Here is a 17,947-nt window from a genome sequence, read left to right on the forward strand (position 1 = left end):
CAGGCATAGGAAGCTATGCCTACGTCCTGAGCCCGGAAACGCAGGCAAAGGTTCCTATGCCTGAGGGGGGCGAGCGGTGACGACGAAGCTGTTCGGGGAGCCGGTCCGCCGGCGCGAGGACGCCCGGCTGATCACCGGCAAGGGCCGCTACCTCGACGACATCGGCCACGACGCCCTGGCCGCCGCGTTCGTGCGCAGCCCGCACGCGCACGCCCGGATCACCGGCATCGACGTCGACGCCGCCCTCGAGGTCGAGGGCCTGGTCGCCCTCTACACCTACGAGGACCTCGCCGGCCCGATGGCCGAGCCGCTGCCGGTGCTCATCCCGCACCCGCAGCTGCACGCCCCGCGCACCGGCTACCCGCTGGCCAACGGCGAGGTGAACCACGTCGGCGAGCCCGTCGTCATGGTGGTGGCCACCGACCGGTACGTGGCCGAGGACGTCTGCGACCGCATCGTGGTGAGCTACGAGGAGCTGCCCGTCGTCGTCGGCGTGGACGCCGCCCGCGCGGCGCGCTCGTGCGTGCACGAGGAGATCCCCGACAACGTCGCGGCCCGGCACCACCAGGAGACCGGCGACGTCGAGCCGGTGCTGGCCGACTCCCCCCGCACGCTGAGCTTCACGCAGTACATCGAGCGCAGCGCGTGCATGCCCATGGAGGGCAAGGGCGTGCACGCGAAGTGGGACGCCGACGACGACTCGCTGCGGGTCTACACCAGCACCCAGGCGTCGACGTCGGTGCGCGCGGCGATCGCGGCGAAGCTGCAGCTCTCGCTGGACAAGGTCGAGGTGATCGCCCCCGACGTCGGCGGCGGCTTCGGCGTGAAGATCATGCACCCGTGGCCCGAGGAGCTGCTGATCCCGATGGCGGCGATCGCGCTGGGCCAGGAGGTGAAGTGGTCGGAGGACCGCCGCGAGCACTTCATCGGCTCGGCGCACGAGCGCCAGCAGCGGCAGGAGATCACCGTCGGGTACGACGACGACGGCCGGATCACCGCGCTCGACGTGCACATCTGGCACGACAACGGCGCCTACACGCCCTACGGGATCATCGTGCCGATCGTGACGGCGACCCAACTGGTCGGGCCGTACGCGCTCCCGGTGTACCGGGTGATCGTCGAGTCGGTCTACACGAACACCGTCATCGTGACGCCGTACCGCGGCGCCGGGCGGCCGCAGGGCTGCTACGCGATGGAGCGGACGATGGACCGCATCGCCGACGAGCTGGGCCTGGACCGCGCCGTTGTCCGCGAGCGGAACCTGATCCAGCCCGATCAGTTCCCCTACGACCACCAGCTGACGTTCCAGGACGGCCGGCCGGTCATCTACGACTCGGGTGACTACCCGGGGCTGCTGGACAAGCTGCGGACGCTGGTCGGCTGGTCGGAGGCCGAGCAGCTGCGGGCCGACGCCGGCGCGCGCGGCAAGCTGCTCGGCGTCGGGATGGCCATGTACGTGGAGGGCACCGGGCCCGGGCCGTACGAGGGCGGGCACGTGCAGGTGCTCGGCAGCGGCAAGGTGCTGGTCTCGACCGGGCTGACGTCGCAGGGGCAGGGGCACGAGACGGCGTTCGCGCAGATCGTCGCGTCGGAGCTCGGGGTGCCGATCGAGGACATCGAGGTGACCACCGGCGACACCCGGCGCTTCGGGTACGCCGTCGGCACGTTCGCCTCCCGGGCCGCGGTGATGAGCGGCAACGCGATCGCGCTGGCCGCCCGCGGCGTGAAGGAGAAGGCGCTGCGGATCGCCGCGGAGGTGCTGGAGGCCTCGCCGGAGGACCTGGAGATCGACGAGGGCGTCGTGCAGGTGAAGGGCGTGCCGGGCACGTCGATCCCGCTGCGCACGGTGGCGGTGCTGTCCAACCCGCTGCGGTACGCCTTCGACGAGGCGGCCCGCCAGGCGACGCAGTTCGCCGGTCCGGGCGACGACTCGAAGCCCCCGGTGGCGCCGGGCGACGCGCCGGGCCTGGAGCACCGCGACTACTACTCACCGATCCGGTCGACGTTCGCCTCGGGTGCCCACGCGGCGATCGTGGAGATCGACCCGGCGACGTGGGAGATCGACGTCGTCAAGTACGCCGTGGTGCACGACTGCGGGAACGTGGTCAACCCGATGATCGTCGAGGGTCAGGTGCACGGCGGCGTCGCGCAGGGCGTGGGTGGTGCGCTGTACGAGCGGATGGCCTACGACGCCGACGGGCAGCTGCAGAACGCCTCGTTCATGGACTTCCTGATGCCGTACGCGTCGGAGGTCCCGGACATCGACATCGACCACCAGCAGACGCCGTCGCCGCTGAACCCGCTGGGCATCAAGGGCGCCGGTGAGGCCGGCGTCATCCCGGGGACGGCGGCGATCGCCTCGGCGATCGAGGACGCGGTGGGACGGCGGATCGCCTCGATGCCGATCTCGCCCACGGAGCTGTACGACCTGGTTCGGAACGACTCGTCGGAGATGACCGCCGCGGCGCAGCGCCGCGCGGGGACTGGAGTGATGGCGTGAAGCTCGACGGCTCTGCGGTGCTGCACGGCGACCCCGAGAAGGTCTGGGCCGTGATCACCGACCCGGCCGTGCTGGCCCGGACGATCCCCGGCTGCGAGACGCTCGAGCAGGTCGGCGACGACGAGTACAAGATGAACGTCTCCGTCGGCGTCGGAGCCATCAAGGGCACGTACGCGGGCGAGGTGAAGCTGGCCGACAAGCAGCACCCGACGTCGTACGTCATGCACGCCGCGGGCGCGGGTGCGCCGGGCAACGCGCGGGCCCAGGTGACGATCACGCTCGCCCCGGCCGACGAGGGCACGACCAACCTGACCTACTCCGCCGACGCCGTCATCGGCGGGCCGGTCGCGGGCGTGGGCCAGCGGATGATCACCGGCGTCGCCAAGCGGATGGCCGGGCAGTTCTTCAAGGCGATCGACGACGAGCTGACCGGCAAGGCCGTCCCTGCCGCCGCCGTCCCGTCGGCCGCCGCGGTGAGCTCGACGGCGGCGGAGGACGTCTCCGGCAAGCACGCCGCTCCGGCCGCCGAGGCCGCGCCGGCGGTGTTCGCCGGCAGGGCCGGCGCTGCCGCGGGAACGTCCGGCGACGCGCAGACCCTGGCGCTCGGCGCCGTCGGCGGTGCCGTGCTGACGCTGATCGGCATCCTGGTCGGCTACCGCCTCGGCCGCCGATGACGTGGCTCGCGGCGTAGCCGGATCGCCGCACGGCAGCTCAGCCGCCGGGGCACGTGCTGGGATACCCGCTGCGCTCCTGGCACGTGGGCTCGCGCGCCGGCTCCGGCGCCTGCTCGGGCTCGTCGAGCGGGGCGCTGAAGTACTCCGTGCCCGACTCGAGGTAGAGCAGGTAGCCCACCTCGTCGCCCCGGGCGCGGTCGGTGAGCGCTGCCCCGTCGAACTGCCCACCTCCGGCGACGACGTGCGACCCGGCGCCGCCGAGCCGGTACCCCAGCAGTCGGGCCGTGTCGGTGGCATCGACGTCGAACAGGCCGTACCGGAAGCCGCCTGAGCAGTGGGTCCGCTCGATCCGGGACGCAGCGGCCGGCACCTCGCACAGCGCCCCGACCATCTCCTGGGTGAGCCGCACGGCGTCGGCCTCCGTCTCGGCGGGCAGCCCGACGACGGCCGCGTAGTCGAACGTGCACCGCACCTCCTCCGGCCCGGTCGAGAAGATCGCTCCGGTGTTCGAGATCTCGTCCACCGCGCAGCTGTCGAGGAACGTGGTCGCCAGCGGATCCCGTCCGCCGAGCACGCCGTCGACGTAGTCCCGCATGTCTCGCCCGGCCACCTCCCTCGCCCGCTCGGCGGCGTCGGTCCGCGCGAGGTCGTAGGGGTCGTCGTCCCACCAGGCGACGATCACGCCCACCACCACGAGCACGATCACGGCGGAGACGGCCGACCGGACGGCCTTGCTCCGGCCGGTCACGTCGCGGGCACCCCGGCCGCCGTCGTCCAGCAGCAGAGCACCGGCCTGCCCCTTCCCGTCGACCAGGCGCGGGTCCGCCCCGCCCCTTTCTGGAACCGGTGGGGACCGTAGCCTGCCGCGGTCCGACGTCAGCAGGAACGCCACCCGCAGCAGTGCCGGGGACCACCGCCGGGCGAAGTCGGCGAACTCGTCGTCGAACTCCGCGCCCACCACGCTCCCTCCGTCCGGGCGCTCCGGGCGGAACAGGAGGGGGGATCCGGGCGCTGACGACGGCGACGCCCGACGAAGGAGACCTCCGCATGCCCAGGACCTGGTTCATCACCGGCGCCTCCCGCGGCTTCGGCCGCGAGTGGTCGATCGCCGCCCTCGAACGCGGCGACGTCGTCGCCGCCACCGCCCGCGACACGGCGAGCCTCGACGACCTCGTGCAGCAGTTCGGCGACAAGGTGCTGCCGATCCGCCTCGACGTGGACGACCGGGACGCCGTCGTCGCGGCCGTGCGGCAGGCGCACGACCGCTTCGGCTCGCTGGACGTCGTCGTCAACAACGCCGGCTACGGCCAGTTCGGCATGGTCGAGGAGATCAGCGAGGCCGAGGCCCGCGCCCAGTTCGACACCAACGTCTTCGGCGCCCTGTTCGTCACCCAGGCCGCGCTGCCCTACCTGCGCGCCCAGCGATCGGGCCACATCCTGCAGGTCAGCAGCATCGGCGGGATCACCGCCTTTCCGAACATCGGCATCTACAACGCCTCCAAGTGGGCGCTCGAGGGCTTCAGCCAGTCGCTGGCCGCGGAGGTCGCCGACTTCGGGATCAAGGTGACGATCATCGAGCCCGGCGCCTACGCCACCGAGTGGGGCGGCGCCTCGGCCAGGCACGCCACCCCGGAACCGGCCTACGACGCCTTCCGCGAGAAGGCCGCCGAGCAGCGCCAGGCCCGCGCCGGCAACCCGGGCGACCCGCTGGCCACCCGTGAGGCCGTGCTCCAGCTCGTCGACGCGAAGAACCCGCCGCTGCGGATCTTCTTCGGCGACGGCCCGCTCACTCTCGCCGAGCGCGACTACGAGTCCCGGCTGGCCGAGTGGCGCGGCTGGGAGCCTCTCTCCGTGGCGGCGCACGGCTCCAGGAAGGGCTGACCCCCAGCGGGCCCGGCGGCAGGGCCGGCGGCCGCGCCGGAGGCTGTCGCCGGCGTACCGGTCCCACGAGGGCGAGCAGACGTCGTAGCACTCGTCGGCGGGGGTCAACCCGACGTGGGTGAAGCGGACCTCGCTGCCGCCGGCCACGGGCGAGACGTCGAAGCGGATGACGGTGTCCCGCCACTCGCGCTGGTCGGACACGAAGCCGAGGTGCAGGCGCTCGCCAGCCCCGGCATGCCCGCCGACCGGCGGCAGCGCATGGAGCAGCGGATCGCCGGCCGGTAGGGGCCTCGGTCGACCCTCATCCCGAGCCCGGGGCCGGCCCCAACGGGGCGGGCGCGCCAGGGGCCCGGGCAGTCCGCCTCTGCCCAGCCGGAGTGGGCAGAGGCGGACTGCCGGAGAAGATGTCCCCGCGCCCCGGCTCGGCTGCAGGCAGCGGTCGGTGCCGGCGCGGCCGGGGAGAACAGCGGGTGAGACCCGGCCGCGGACGGGAGGCTCTCCGTCCGCGACCGGGCACCGTCGGTCACTGGACGGCCCGCCGGTGGGTGAGGACCCAGCCGGCCACGGACGAGACGACCACCCAGCCCACCAGGACGAGCACCGACTGGGTTCCGTGCACCCCCTGGGCCAGCTCCAGGGTCGCCTGGGCCGGGTCGAGCTTCTCGCCCAGCTCGGGCTTCCCCATCCGCACCAGCGGCAGCACGCCCAGGATCAGCAGGTACAGCGCCGTGAGCGCGGCCGGCGTGTTGGCCACCGCGGCCCCCACCCCCGCGCCGGTCACCGCGAACGCCGCCCCGGCGCCCACCACGGCCACCAGTGCCCGCGCCGTGCCGTCCCAGTTGACATCGTCGACCCCCACGACGGCGATCACCGCGAGCGACAGCGCTGCCGACACCGCGGCGAAGGCCGCGCCCAGCAGCGCAACAGCCGTCGCCTTGGCCGCCAGCACCCGGCCGCGGTGCGGCACGAGCAGGAAGGTCGTCTGCACCGTCCGGTGGGTCCACTCGGACGCGGTGGACACCACGCCGAGCGAGAGCAGCACCATCCCGGTGAGCATCCCGGCGATGCCGATCGGCCCGGCGGCCCAGCCGATCTCCGCCTCGAGCGCGGCGAGGGCGATGCCCACCGGGCCGAGCAGCACGGCGGCTCCGGCGAGCGCCGTCCCCGAGCGGTGGGACAGCGACTTGCGCACCTCGATGCCGACCAGGGCCGGCAGTGACGGACCGGTCCGGCGCACGGCGACGTCGCTGCGGACGGGGGTGAGGGTCAGGGTTGCGGTCATGGCGAACTCCTCCGGGAGCGATGGTCAGGAAGCGGCGGTGAGCTGGAAGAAGACGTCCTCGAGGCCGCGCTGCGCCGGGCGCAGGTCGACCAGGACGTGGCCGCCCGCGGCGGCCACCGCGCCGACGGCGGCCGGCGACGCACCGGCGACGACGAGCGCGCCGTCGCCGCCGTGTTGCACGTGGAACCCCGCCCGCTCCAGGGCGGTGGCGAGCGCGGCGGCGTCCACGGCGCGGACGACGACGTCGTCCCCGCCCAGCAGCGAGGCGACCGTGCCGTCGGCGACGACCCGTCCGTTGCCGATCACCAGCAACCGGTCGACGGTGTGCTCGACCTCCCCGAGCAGGTGCGAGGAGAGCAGCACCGTCCCGCCGCGCGCCGCGTGCCCGCGCAGCAGGTCGCGCATCCAGCGGATGCCCTCGGGGTCCAGCCCGTTGACCGGCTCGTCGAACACCAGCACCGGCGGATCGGCGAGCAGCGCACCGGCGATGCCGAGCCGCTGCCGCATGCCCAGCGAGTAGCCGCCCACCCGCCGCCGCGCCGCGTCGGCCAGACCCACCACCTCGAGCAGCTCGTCCACCCGCGCAGCCGCGACGCCGATCGTCGCGGCGAGCAACCGCAGGTGCGTCCGGCCGGAGCGCCCGGGGTGCACGGCGCCCGCGTCGAGCAGCGTCCCGACGACGGCACCGGGGTTGGGCAGCTGCGCGTACGGCCGCCCGTCCACGGTCGCCGAGCCCGCCGACGCCGGGACCAGGCCGGTCATCATCCGCATCGTCGTCGTCTTGCCGGCGCCGTTCGGGCCGAGGAAGCCGGTGACCGTGCCCGGCTCCAGGGCGAACGAGACGTCGTCGACGACGGTCCGCTCGCCGTACTTCTTGGTCAGTCCGCTCACGGTGATCATGGGAGCCTCCGCAGCTCGTCGGGTGGTGCCGACGAACGTGCCGGGACGGCGCGGGTCACCGCGTCGGCCGGGAGCAGCGGGATCGACCGCCGGACGGCGCGATCGGCGTCATCCGAAAGGGAACACCGGGGACCACCTCGCGGCCGACCCCCAGGCGGCCGTCGCGGAAATACGCTCCGGCGCATGAGCCTCCGCGACCGCCTGTGGCCGGGCGTGACCACGCGCGGGGTCTGGCTCGAGCTGCACGTGGCGGGGACCTGCGCCGCGCTCGTCGCCTTCGAGGTGGCGGCGATCGACCCGGGATCGCTCGGCTCGCTCCTGCTCGTCCTCACCGGCGTGGCCTTCGGCGTGCTGCTGCTCGTCCTGCGCCGACGGGCGCCCCTGGTGCCGTTCGCGCTGGGGGCGGCGCTGAGCGCCATCGACATCTCCACCGGTGCGCTCGTCGCGGCCTACGCCGTCGCCCGGTACGTGAGCTCGTGGCGCACCCTCGCGGTCGCCGGGACCGTGGGAAGCCTCGCGGCGCTGCAGCCGTGGGAGCACCAGACGCCCGACGAGTGGGTCGGCGGCATCGCCACCGCCGCGCTGCTCGTCGTGCTCCCCGGTGCGCTGGGTGTGTGGCAGCGCACGCGCGCCGAGCTGATCACCGCCCTGCGGTCGCGGGCGGAGAGCGCCGAGGCCGAGCGCGAGCTGCTGGCGCGCGACGCCGTCCTCACCGAGCGGACCCGGATCGCCCGCGAGATGCACGACGCCGTCGGGCACCGGGTGAGCCTCATGGTGCTCCAGGCCGGGGCGATCGAGATGGCTGCGGCCGATGCCGGCCGGGTCGAGCAGCTCGCCGGCAACGTGCAGGCCGCCGGGCGGCAGGCCCTGGACGAGCTGCGGCAGATGGTCGGCGTCCTCCGCGGCGGCGAGATCGACGACGAGGCGCCGCTCGGCCCGCAGCCGGGGCTGGCCGACCTGCCCGGTCTGGTCGCGCAGGCGCGGGCCGCCGGGATGGACGTCCGGTTGCCCGCCGTCCCCGCCGTGCCGGTCGGTCCGGCCACCAGCCGGGCCGCGTACCGGATCGTCCAGGAGGCGCTCACCAACGCCGGCCGGCACGCACCCGGCGCGCGCGTGACGGTGACGATCCACCGGGGCCGCGACGAGCTGACCGTCCAGGTGCTCAACGGGCCCGCGCGCGGCGTCCCCGCGGGAACGCCGGGCGGCGGCTACGGGCTGGTGGGGTTGAGCGAGCGGGTGCGCACCCTCGGCGGCCGGCTGACGGCCGGGCCACGGCTGGACGGCGGCTTCTGCGTCGAGGCGGTGTTGCCGTCATGAGCGGACCGGGAAGCCGCATCCGCGTGCTGCTGGTCGACGACGAGGAGCTGGTGCGGTTCGGGCTGCGGACGGTGCTGGAGTCCGCCGGCGGGTTCGAGGTGGTGGGCGAGGCGGGCAACGGGGCCGACGGCGTCCGCGCCGCCCGCGAGCTGCGGCCGGACGTCGTCCTGATCGACATCCGCATGCCGGTGGTGGACGGCCTCACCGCAACCCGGCAGATCCTGGCGATGCCGCAGGCGCCGAGGGTCGCCGTCCTCACCACGTTCCACGTCGACGAGTACGTGCACGCGGCGCTGGCCGCGGGTGCCGGCGGCTTCCTGCTGAAGGACACCCCGCCCCGCGAGATCGCCGCCGCCGTGCGGGCGGTGGCCGACGGGACGGCGACCCTCTCCCCCGCCGTGACCGCCGCGATCATCGAGTCCTACGTCGACCGCAAGGCCGCGCCGCGGCGGGCGGAGGCGCTGCGCAAGGTCGCAGGCTTGTCCGACCGCGAGCGGGAGGTGCTCGCGCTGCTCGGCACCGGCGAGCCCAACGCCGAGCTGGCCCGGCGGCTGTTCGTCAGCGAGGCGACGGTGAAGACCTACGTCTCGCGGCTGCTCACCAAGCTCGACCTGGTCAACCGCACCCAGGCGGCGATCCTCGCCCACGAGGCCGGCTTGCTCGACGGCTGACCGCCGGCCGAGCGCGACTGCGCGCGGACGGTGGTCCTGGGCGGCGGTCGACCAGGACCGGCGCGCACCCGGCTCACGCGCCCAGCAGCCGCCGGGTCTGGCGGCCGCGGGCCAGGAGCGACCCGTCCTCCGCCCGCAGCTCCACGTCGTCGATCGCGACGTCGGCGTCGCACCAGACCGTACGCTGGTCCACCCGCACCCAGGCGCCCGCCCCGGGCACCGGCCCGGCGAGATGGGCGGTCAGCTCGACGGTCGGCATCGCCGCCGGGACGGTGCGGACGGCGAACAGCGACGGCGGCAGCGCGTCCAGCAGCACCCCGAGCTGCACCAGCGGCTCGAGCTCCACGCCCCTGATCCGCACCCACGCGTGCAGCCGCGGCTCGGCGCCACCGGCCAGCGGGCGCGAGGTGCCCAGCGCCCGGATCTCGGTGTGCTCGGCGACCGGCACGTACGCGCGCGGCAGCTCGAACGGGACGCCGTCGGCGACCTGCGGCAGCTCCGCCGGCGCCCCGTGCTCGATCCCCGGCGACGCCGGGCCGGCCAGGGTGAGCGTCTGCGCCACCGCGCGCAGGACGCCGTCCTGGACCAGCTCGCTGCGCACGCTGCCGGTGCGTCCGCTGCGATCGGCCGTCGCCGTCACCACCGCGGCGACGCCGGGCGCGACGCCGCCCACCAGGTGCGCGGTCACCGCCCGCGGTGGCGCCCCGGCCAGCGACGCCGCGGCCGCCAGCAGGTGGCCGACGACCAGGCCGCCCTGCGTGCTGCTGAACGACCGCCAGCTCGGGTCGAAGGAGAGCTGACGTCCGGGGGCGGTGACGGCGGTCATGGGGTTCCTCTCACGGGGCGGGACGGAGATCGGGGTGCTGGGCACGGCCGATGGCGAGCGCGAGGGCGCTGGCGCCCAGCGCCAGGACGGCGACGAGCAGCCAGCCGCGGTCCGCGCCGGGCAGGTCCCCACCGCTGCGGGCCACGGCGGCCAGCAGCAGGGCGACGCCCAGGGTGGCGCCGAGCTGGCGGGCGGCACCGAAGGTCGCCGTGCCGGTGGCGAGCGCACCGGGGGGCAGCGCGGACGACGCCGCCGCCGAGAGGTTGGTGAGCGTCAGCCCGACGCCGAGGCCGGTGAGCAGCTGCCCGGGCAGGAAGCCGGTGAGGTACGCCGGATCGGCGCCGACCTGCGTGAGCCACCAGAGCCCGCCGAGGGCGAACAGCGCCGTCCCGGCCGCGGCGACCACCCCGCAGCCCACCCGGGCGCCGAGCCGGCCCGCCGGCACCGCCGTCAGCGCGGCCAGCAGCGGCCCGGGCACGAGCGCGACGCCGGCCTCGATCGCCGAGTAGCCCCAGCCGCCGGTCAGCCACAGCACGTTGCCCAGCAGCATCGCGGCGAAGGCCGCCATGAAGGCGGCGATGGACAGGCAGGCCAGCGAGAACGCGCGGGCGCGGAAGAGCGGCAGCGGCAGCACCGGCACCAGGCCCGCCGGAGCGCGGGCGGCCCGGACCACGACGAGCACGCCGGCGACGACGGCCCCGGTCAGCGCGCCGAGGACGACGCCGTCGGTCCAGCCCCGCTCGGGGGCGTCGACCAGGGCGTACGCCGGCAGGCCCACGGCGAGCACCAGCAGGATGGTGCCCACGAGGTCGGGACGGCGCGTCTCGGCGTCGTCCCGCGACTCCGGGAGGACCCGCAGGCCGACCACCAGCGCGACCACGACGACCGGCAGGTTGACGAGGAACACCCACCGCCAGGACGCCTCGACCAGCAGCCCGCCGATCGGCGGCCCGAGCGCGGCGGCCACCCCCCCGACGGCGGACCAGATCGCGATGGCCCGCGCCCGGCGGGCCGGCGGGAAGGTGTGCAGCAGCAGGGCCAGCGACGTCGCCGTCACCATCGCGGCGCCGACGGACTGCACGACCCGGAAGGCGACCAGGCTGCCGACACCCCAGGCGAGCGCGCACCCGAGCGACCCGGCGCCGAAGGTGGCGAGGCCGGTGAGGAAGACCCGCCGCCGGCCGATGCGGTCGGCGACCCGGCCGGCCGGGGCGAGCAGTGCCGCGAAGCCGATCGTGTAGCCGTTGAGCACCCAGGACAGCGCCGTGGTGGAGGCGTCGAGCGAGCGGCTCAGCGCCGGGAAGGCGACGTTGACGATGAACAGGTCGAGGGCGGCCAGGAAGACCGCCGCCGAGACCACCAGCAGCACCAGACCCGGTCGGGTGGGCGCCGGGGTCCGCGGTTCCGCCGTCGTCCGCATGCGCACCCCTGCCACCGGTGGTTCGACAACCGAACCGACTGGCCGGGACGCTACACGACTCGGTTCGATATGCGAACCTGGTGGCATGACGACGCGACTGGACGAGCTCCCGGGCCGGCGCTGCTCCATCGCGGGCGCGCTCGACGTCGTCGGTGACCGGTGGGCGCTGCTGATCGTCCGCGAGGTGTCGCTGGGGGCGCACCGGTTCAGCGAGATCCTGCGCGGCACCGGCGCCCCGCGGGAGCGGCTGACCGCCCGGCTGAACGCCCTGGTCGACGCCGGCGTGCTGGAGCGGCGCGGGTACAGCTCGAACCCGCCGCGCGCCGACTACCACCTGACGAAGGCCGGCCGCGACCTGCTGCCGGTCCTCCAGGCGCTCATGCAGTGGGGCGACCGCCACGTCGCCGACACCCCGCCGGTCGAGCTGCACCACCACGGGCACCGCATCGCCGCCTCCTGGGTGTGCGACGTCTGCGGCGAGCCGGTGGGGCGCGGCACCGAGCGCCGGGTGCCCGACGGCAGCGAGCCGGGGCACGGTCCGGTCCCCCGCTGACCCGGGGACGCGGACTCCGGGGAGGTGGGCCCCGGCGGCGCCGTGGGACCCCGGTTCCCCCGGAGCATGGCCCGGGGGCTGCGGCGGTCAGGCCGCCGGCACCCTCAGCGGGATGCCGGTCTCCCGCTCGGAGACCTCCCACAGGACGTCGATCTGCTCCTGCAGGCCCACCCGGCGCAGGACCGGCCGGCGCACCGCCGGACCGTGCGAGCCGAACCGCGGCGCGTAGAGCTCACCGCCATGGGCGCGCGGATCGGCGGCGGCGCGCAGCTGCGGCCGCGCCCCCTCGAACGGCGTCATCCCCGACCGCGCCGTCAGCGCCTCGAAGAAGGCACCCACCCAGCCGGCGCCGCCCTCCCGCACCGACCGCGCCTGCAGGTCGGTGTTCGACAGCCCGGGGTGGGCGACGAGCGAGGACGCCGCCACCCCGGCCCGCGCGAACCGCTGCTGGAGCCCCAGCCCGAAGTGCAGGTTGGCCATCTTGGCCCGCGCGTACGAGGCCCACGCCCCGTAGCCCGCCGCCATGTGCGGGTCGTCCGGGTCCAGCCGCCGGGCGCGGTGCCGCGCCGTGCTCGTCACCGTCACCACCCGCGCGGCCGGGGCCGCCAGCAGCGCCGGCAGCAGGTGCGCGGTGAGCGCCCAGTGCCCCAGGTGGTTCACGCCGAACTGCATCTCGAACCCGTCGGCGGTGGCCCGCTGCGGCATCGCCATCACCCCCGCGTTGCTCACCAGGAGATCGACGCGCTCGTGCCGGGCCAGCACCGCGCCGGCCGCCGCCGACACCCCCGAGAGGTCGCCGAGGTCCAGCGGCACGATCTCCAGCGACGCGGCCGGGTACCGCTGCGCGATCCGCGCCACCGCGGCCGTGGTCTTGGCGCCGTCCCGGGCGGCCACCACCACGTGCGCACCCGCCCCGGCCAGCGCCAGCGCCGTCTGGAAGCCGAGGCCGCCGTTGGCACCGGTCACCACCGCGGTGCGCCCGCTCAGGTCGGGGATGTCCTTCTCCGTCCAGGCCATGGCGCCGATCCTCCCCGACCGGCCGGGCCGGGCCGCGGGACCCGGCGATGAGTTCGGGCCCGGGTTCCGGTCTCCCCTCGCGTCCGCACCCGTGACCGGCGAGGAGCCCGAACCGTGCCTGCGTCCCGGAGACCCCGTGTCGCCCTGCTCGCCCACGTCGCGGCCGAGCGCCACGACCTCTGCGACTACCTCGAGACGCTCGACGACCGGGACTGGCAGGTGCGCTCCCTCTGCCCGGCGTGGACCGTGCACGACCTCCTCGCCCACCTCACGCTGTCGCACCGGCAGACCCTGCGGGCGACGCTGGCCCACGTCGTCCTGGCCCGCGGGGACCTCGACCGGGCCGAGGCGGAGTGGGCGCACGAGCTGTCGGCGGAGCACTCCCCCGCCGAGCTGATCGCCCTGCTGCGCGAGACGGCCGCCGTGGACCACCGGGTCCCGCTGAGCGGACCGCTCGACCCGCTGACCGACGTCCTCGTGCACGGCCAGGACATCGCCCGCCCGCTCGGGCACCGCCGGGAGATGCGCCCCGACCGGGCACTGCCGGCGCTCCGGCACGTCTGGTCCAACGGCTTCTACGGCCGGCCGGGCAAGCGCTTCGCCGGGCTCCGGATGGTCGCCACCGACGCCGACTGGTCCGCCGGCACGGACGGCCCGGAGGTCCGGGGCGCGGTCGGCGACCTGCTGCTGCTCGCCACGGGCCGGGCGGCCGGCCTGGACGGGCTCAGCGGCCCCGGGGTGGGAGCGGCCGCCGGGGTCCTCCAGCTCACCGACGCGTGACCCCCGGCCCGGGGGCCGGTACCAGCGGACGCGCCGAAGGGCCCCCACCCTGACGGGAGGGGGCCCCTCGGGGTCGGCTGCTCAGCCGGTCACGGCGTGACCGGGTAGGGCTCGCCGCAGATGGTCGGCGGGATGCTGGCGTCACAGCGGTTGCCCCGGAACTCCAGGCCGTCTCCGGCCGGGAGGAACGGCACGTTCTCCCCCGGCGCGCCGACGAAGATGTCCATCTGCACCGGTCCGCCGGGGCCGAGGATGCCCCAGTTGTCCCCGAAGCGGTTGCCGCTAGCCCGGACGTCCTCCACCGGGCCCGCCGGCACCTGGCCGGGCTGGATGCCGAACGGCGGGAGGGTGAACAGCGTGAGGCCACCGGCCGGGTTGGTCAGCCGCTGCACGCCCGCCGGCAGCACGGGCCGGTTGTCCTCGATCCTGTTGCCGTGGAAGGACAACCCGTCGGCGTTGACCACCTGCATCCCCACGCCGGAGACGTGCTGGTCGCCCTCCCGGCCCTGCAGGCAGTACCGGTTGTTGGCCGTCGAGGAGTTGCCGGTGACCCGGAAGTCGCCGGTCTGCACGTCGCCGCTGGTGTCGGCGACCTCGGTGCCGACGTCGTCGAACACGAGCAGTCCGATGCAGTTGCCGGTGAAGGAGTTGCCGGCGACCCGGCCGCCCCGGGCCTCGCGGAGGAAGAGCCCGAGGTTGTAGCCCTCGAGGTGGTTGCCCGAGATGCGCGCACGGGCGTCCGGGCTGTCACCGACACCGATGCCGGCGGTCCCCGAGTCGGGCACGAGGGGGTCGCTGCTGCGGTCGAGGCCGATCTCGACGTTGCCACCCAGCTCGATGTCGGTCGAGTCCAGGGCGAGGATGCCGTACCGGTCGTGCGCGTGCCCCTCGTGCCCGTGCACGGTGAACCCGTCGGCGCCCCAGGCGAGGATCCCGCTGGCCGGGTGGTTGCGCGTCGTCAACCCGGTCACCTTCACCGGCTGGTCCGGCCTCAGGAAGAAGAGGCCGGAGACGTTGTCGGCCAGGGTGGGCTCGACGTCCTCGCCGTCCACCTCCTGCTGCGCCGTCCAGCACGCGGTCGCCTCGACGTCCGGCAGGTCGCCGACGGTCGCCCACTCGGGCCAGGAGATGACCGTCCGGTCCGCACCCGCGCCCCGGATGGTCAGGCCTTTGCCCTCGATGCAGACCGCTTCCTCGTACTCGCCCGGCGCGATGGTGATCGTGTCGCCGGACGCGGCCCGGTCCACGGCCTCCTGGATCGACTGACCCGGGTGCACGTCCCAGGTTCTCGCGCCTGCGCGATCCCCGTGGGCCGTCGCCGTCGCCGGGAAGGCGGCGAGCAGGAGACCGGTCGCCGCGACGACCGCTCCGCCCCTGACCGCCGTCGACCGGTAGGTGGCTGTCGTTGTCCCGGTACCGCGCATGGAACGCCCTCCCGAATCCCGGCCGCGCCGATGTGCTGCCGATGAGGTGCCGGCGGGAGACGGCGGAGCACGTCGGCTCCCGGCCCGGCCTGGTGCGCCGACAACCTTCCGGGACGGGACGGGCGGCATCCAGCCGACCGAGGTCGGTTGTTGACCGGTCCCCGGGTCGGAGACCGCGCCCCGGGGTGGAGGGTGGCCACGCCGCAGGTCGGAGGCCGACCCCCACCCAGGTCGCGGTCGTCGGCCGGCGGAGCGACCGGAAGGTCCAGTCCCCCGGGTAGGACCCGCGGCAGAGCCGCGTACGCCGTCGACACAGCGGACGACCGGGGAGCACAGTCTCGAAGCCCTGCTCGCCGGCACCCTGCCCGACCGGCTGGTCCAGAACGCGCTGTCGGGGCTGCCGCTCTTCGGCGGCGCGCTCCTGCTGGCGCTGGGCGCGCTGCTGGCCGCCGGGGAGTACGGCTGGGGCACGCTCACGACCTTGCTCGGCCAGGGTCCCCGGCGGCTCACCGTCCTCGCCGGCCAGCTCCTGGCCCTGCTGGCCGCGCTGGCCGCCGCCGTGGTGGTCAGCTTCCTGCTCACCGCGGCCGTGAGCTGGGGGATCGCCGCCGCCGAGGCCGCGCCGATCGCCTGGCCCGGGGTGGGGAGCTCGCCCGGGGCCTGGGCAGCGGGCTGCTCATCGCGACCACCTGGGGCCTGCTGGGCATGCTGCTGGGCACCGCGCTGCGCAGCCCCGCCCTGCCGGTCGCGCTCGGGCTGGTGTGGATCCTCGCCGTCGAGAGCCTCGTCGTGAACGTCGCGGCGCTGGCCGGGCCCGACGCCACCGTGCGCACCCCCGGGTTCGCCGCCATCGTCGACGGCGGCCAGGCCGCCTGGGTGCTGGCCGGTTCGGTCGTCCTGTTCACGGCGCTCACGGCGCTGCTGCTCGCCCGGCGCGACATCACCTGACCGCGCCCGGACGTCGGATCTCAGGCGGCCGGGAAGGCGTCCCGGTTGACGAGGATGGCCAGCTGGGTACGCGTCCGGACGCCGAGACGTCGCATGGACGCCGTCAGGTGGCTCTTGACGGTCGCCAGGCTCAGGAACAGCTCACGGGCGATCTCGTCGTTGCTCAGGCCCTCCGCCACCAGCTCGGCCACCTCCCGCTGCCGCTCGGTGAGCCGGTCGAGCGGGCGGCTCGCCGGTGGAGTGCCCGCCGGGGAGTCGATCAGGTACCGCACGAGCTGCGTCGTCGCACTGGAGTCGAGCGCCGCTTCGTGCCGGGCCAGCGCGCGGACGGCGTCGACGAGCCGCTGGCCGGCGGAGCACCGGGGCAGGTAGCCCCGGACGCCGCTCTTGAGGACCGCGACCAGCGCCGACTCGGCCTCCTCCCCCGGCTCGGCCAGCACCAGGACCGCGGTGCCGCGGCAGGAGAGGTCGTGCAGCAGCGGCAGGGTGGGACCCCCGACGAGTCCTTGCCGGACGACCACGACCTGCGCCTCCACCCCACCGGCCGCAGCGACCGCGCCCGAGAGGTGGGGTGTCTCGGCGACCACCGCCATGTCCGGCTGCGCCTCGAGCACCACGCGCATCCCGAGGCGGAAGACCTCGTGGTCCTCGCACAGCAGTACCCGGACCAGGCTGACCGGTGGCCTGGCCGCCTGAGGATGCAGCGGGGTCACCGGCCGGGACGTCCCGGGCCGTCTGCCGGCGCCGCCCGGAGGGGAGCTACCTGCCGGACGGCGCAGCGCGAGGCTGCCGGGTGGCGACCCGGTGCTCAGGTCATCGCTCATGCTTCCCCCTGCCCGCACTGACGACGGGGCGGGAAGAGGATTGGCAACGACAGGGTTCCGACTCCCGCCCGTCCCACCGGGCACACAGACGGTAACGCACAACCGACGGTCTTTGACAGCGAACTCTCACGTGAATCACAGCCCCCACCCAGGATCTCGGGACCGGAACGGCTGGGCCGGCGAGGAGGTCAGCCTTCCCGCGGGCCGGCGGCCCGCCCCTTCGCCGAGCCGGCGGCCCGGTTGACGTAGATCGCCAGCTGGGTGCGGTCCCGCAGACCGAGGCGGCGCAGCGCCACGGTGATGTGACCCTTGACCGTGACCCGGCTCACCTGCAGCCGCTCCGCGATCTCGGCGTTCGTCAGACCCTCGGCGACGAGCTGCGACACGGCCTGCTGACGGGCCGTCAGGGGGTTGTGCGGGGACGTCCCGCTGTCGACGGTCGGCTGCCGCCCGCCGTCGAGGCGGTGCAGGAGCTCGCCGGTGACGGCCGCGTCGAGGACCGTCTCCCCCCGCACGACGGCGCGCACCACCTCGACCAGCCGCTGGGGGGTGACGGTCGTGTGCACGTAGCCGCGGACCCCCGCCCGGAGCGCGTCGACGAGGTCGCTGCCGGCGCCGGGCTCGCCGAGCCAGACGACCCGGCTGCCGAGCGCGGTCAGCGCCCGCACCAGGTCCTGGACGACCGGGTCGGCCGCGTCCAGGCCCACCAGGGTGACATCGGGCCGGTGGGCGGCCGCGAGGGCCAGGGCCTCGTCGCCGTCGGCGGCCTCGGCCACGGCGGCGAGGTCGGGGGTCCGGCGGAGCACGGTGCGCAGACCGTGGCGCAGGACCTCGTGGCCGTCGCAGATCAGCACGCGCACCGGCGCGCCGCAGCCGGACGGGGCCCGCCGGTGACCGGCGTCGTCCGGTTCGCCACCCATGCGCAAGCTC

Annotated in this window: 19 protein-coding genes; 10 read left to right on the forward strand and 9 right to left on the reverse strand. The window is 75.1% G+C overall.

Annotated features, from left to right (window positions below; translation table 11 throughout):
- The first annotated feature begins 76 nt into the window (after nt 1–76).
- Nucleotides 77–2,500, forward strand: coding sequence for an aerobic carbon-monoxide dehydrogenase large subunit (gene cutA, locus O2W17_RS08960; protein WP_269192083.1), 2,424 nt, complete (start codon nt 77–79; stop codon nt 2,498–2,500).
- Nucleotides 2,497–3,174: an SRPBCC family protein gene (locus tag O2W17_RS08965; RefSeq protein ID WP_269192084.1), complete on the forward strand. Its 678-nt coding sequence runs from the start codon at nt 2,497–2,499 to the stop codon at nt 3,172–3,174. The genes cutA and O2W17_RS08965 overlap by 4 nt, the downstream gene beginning before the upstream one ends.
- A gap of 37 nt (nt 3,175–3,211) precedes the next feature.
- Here O2W17_RS08965 and O2W17_RS08970 read toward each other — a convergent pair whose 3' ends face one another.
- Nucleotides 3,212–4,135 (reverse strand): hypothetical protein, encoded by a 924-nt coding sequence (locus O2W17_RS08970; RefSeq protein ID WP_269192085.1) that lies wholly within the window; start codon nt 4,133–4,135, stop codon nt 3,212–3,214.
- 86 nt (nt 4,136–4,221) lie between these two features.
- On the opposite strand from O2W17_RS08970, the gene O2W17_RS08975 reads away from it, so the two are divergent.
- On the forward strand, nt 4,222–5,055 hold the full coding sequence (locus O2W17_RS08975) for an SDR family oxidoreductase (RefSeq protein ID WP_269192086.1): 834 nt from the start codon (nt 4,222–4,224) through the stop codon (nt 5,053–5,055).
- A gap of 114 nt (nt 5,056–5,169) precedes the next feature.
- Nucleotides 5,170–5,340, forward strand: a complete 171-nt coding sequence (locus tag O2W17_RS08980) for a hypothetical protein (protein ID WP_269192087.1) — start codon at nt 5,170–5,172, stop codon at nt 5,338–5,340.
- A gap of 238 nt (nt 5,341–5,578) precedes the next feature.
- On the opposite strand, the gene O2W17_RS08985 is transcribed toward O2W17_RS08980, so the two are convergent.
- A complete protein-coding gene (locus tag O2W17_RS08985) occupies nt 5,579–6,337 on the reverse strand; it encodes a hypothetical protein (protein ID WP_269192088.1) in 759 nt (252 codons plus the stop codon).
- Nucleotides 6,338–6,361: 24 nt separating this feature from the next.
- Nucleotides 6,362–7,237, reverse strand: coding sequence for an ABC transporter ATP-binding protein (locus O2W17_RS08990; protein WP_269192089.1), 876 nt, complete (start codon nt 7,235–7,237; stop codon nt 6,362–6,364).
- A 183-nt stretch (nt 7,238–7,420) separates the two neighbouring features.
- Between O2W17_RS08990 and O2W17_RS08995 the strand changes: the two genes are divergently transcribed.
- Entirely contained in the window at nt 7,421–8,554 is a 1,134-nt protein-coding gene (locus O2W17_RS08995; RefSeq protein WP_269192090.1) for a sensor histidine kinase, read from the forward strand.
- Nucleotides 8,551–9,225 carry a response regulator transcription factor gene (locus O2W17_RS09000; RefSeq protein WP_269192091.1) on the forward strand — a complete coding sequence of 225 codons (675 nt, stop codon included), beginning with the start codon at nt 8,551–8,553 and terminating at the stop codon, nt 9,223–9,225. Before O2W17_RS08995 ends, O2W17_RS09000 begins: the two co-directional genes overlap by 4 nt.
- 73 nt (nt 9,226–9,298) lie before the next feature.
- Here O2W17_RS09000 and O2W17_RS09005 read toward each other — a convergent pair whose 3' ends face one another.
- Both O2W17_RS09005 and O2W17_RS09010 read right to left on the reverse strand, forming a co-directional pair.
- The gene (locus O2W17_RS09005; RefSeq protein WP_269192092.1) at nt 9,299–10,051 is read right to left on the reverse strand and encodes a thioesterase family protein; all 753 of its coding nucleotides are present in this window, start codon (nt 10,049–10,051) and stop codon (nt 9,299–9,301) included.
- Nucleotides 10,052–10,061: 10 nt separating this feature from the next.
- A complete protein-coding gene (locus O2W17_RS09010; RefSeq protein ID WP_269192093.1) occupies nt 10,062–11,471 on the reverse strand; it encodes an MFS transporter in 1,410 nt (469 codons plus the stop codon).
- 85 nt (nt 11,472–11,556) lie between these two features.
- On the opposite strand from O2W17_RS09010, the gene O2W17_RS09015 reads away from it, so the two are divergent.
- A complete protein-coding gene (locus O2W17_RS09015; protein ID WP_269192094.1) occupies nt 11,557–12,024 on the forward strand; it encodes a winged helix-turn-helix transcriptional regulator in 468 nt (155 codons plus the stop codon).
- An 87-nt stretch (nt 12,025–12,111) separates the two neighbouring features.
- Here the strand turns inward: O2W17_RS09015 and O2W17_RS09020 are convergent, their stop codons facing one another.
- Entirely contained in the window at nt 12,112–13,041 is a 930-nt protein-coding gene (locus O2W17_RS09020) for an oxidoreductase (protein ID WP_269192095.1), read from the reverse strand.
- 114 nt (nt 13,042–13,155) lie between these two features.
- Here O2W17_RS09020 and O2W17_RS09025 point away from each other — a divergent pair, with 114 nt between their 5' ends.
- Nucleotides 13,156–13,821 carry a maleylpyruvate isomerase family mycothiol-dependent enzyme gene (locus tag O2W17_RS09025; RefSeq protein ID WP_269192096.1) on the forward strand — a complete coding sequence of 222 codons (666 nt, stop codon included), beginning with the start codon at nt 13,156–13,158 and terminating at the stop codon, nt 13,819–13,821.
- An 89-nt stretch (nt 13,822–13,910) separates the two neighbouring features.
- On the opposite strand, the gene O2W17_RS09030 is transcribed toward O2W17_RS09025, so the two are convergent.
- Nucleotides 13,911–15,068, reverse strand: a complete 1,158-nt coding sequence (locus tag O2W17_RS09030; protein WP_269192097.1) for a right-handed parallel beta-helix repeat-containing protein — start codon at nt 15,066–15,068, stop codon at nt 13,911–13,913.
- A gap of 619 nt (nt 15,069–15,687) precedes the next feature.
- On the opposite strand from O2W17_RS09030, the gene O2W17_RS09035 reads away from it, so the two are divergent.
- The gene (locus tag O2W17_RS09035; protein ID WP_269193285.1) at nt 15,688–16,038 is read left to right on the forward strand and encodes a hypothetical protein; all 351 of its coding nucleotides are present in this window, start codon (nt 15,688–15,690) and stop codon (nt 16,036–16,038) included.
- Nucleotides 15,951–16,193, forward strand: coding sequence for a hypothetical protein (locus tag O2W17_RS09040; protein WP_269192098.1), 243 nt, complete (start codon nt 15,951–15,953; stop codon nt 16,191–16,193). Before O2W17_RS09035 ends, O2W17_RS09040 begins: the two co-directional genes overlap by 88 nt.
- A 20-nt stretch (nt 16,194–16,213) precedes the next feature.
- Here the strand turns inward: O2W17_RS09040 and O2W17_RS09045 are convergent, their stop codons facing one another.
- Nucleotides 16,214–16,906, reverse strand: a complete 693-nt coding sequence (locus tag O2W17_RS09045) for a response regulator transcription factor (protein ID WP_269192099.1) — start codon at nt 16,904–16,906, stop codon at nt 16,214–16,216.
- Between the two features lie 299 nt (nt 16,907–17,205).
- Nucleotides 17,206–17,937 (reverse strand): LuxR C-terminal-related transcriptional regulator, encoded by a 732-nt coding sequence (locus tag O2W17_RS09050; RefSeq protein WP_269192100.1) that lies wholly within the window; start codon nt 17,935–17,937, stop codon nt 17,206–17,208.
- Nucleotides 17,938–17,947 lie beyond the last annotated feature (10 nt).

The sequence above is a fragment of the Blastococcus sp. VKM Ac-2987 genome, from assembly GCF_026967805.1.
GTDB lineage: Bacteria > Actinomycetota > Actinomycetes > Mycobacteriales > Geodermatophilaceae > Blastococcus.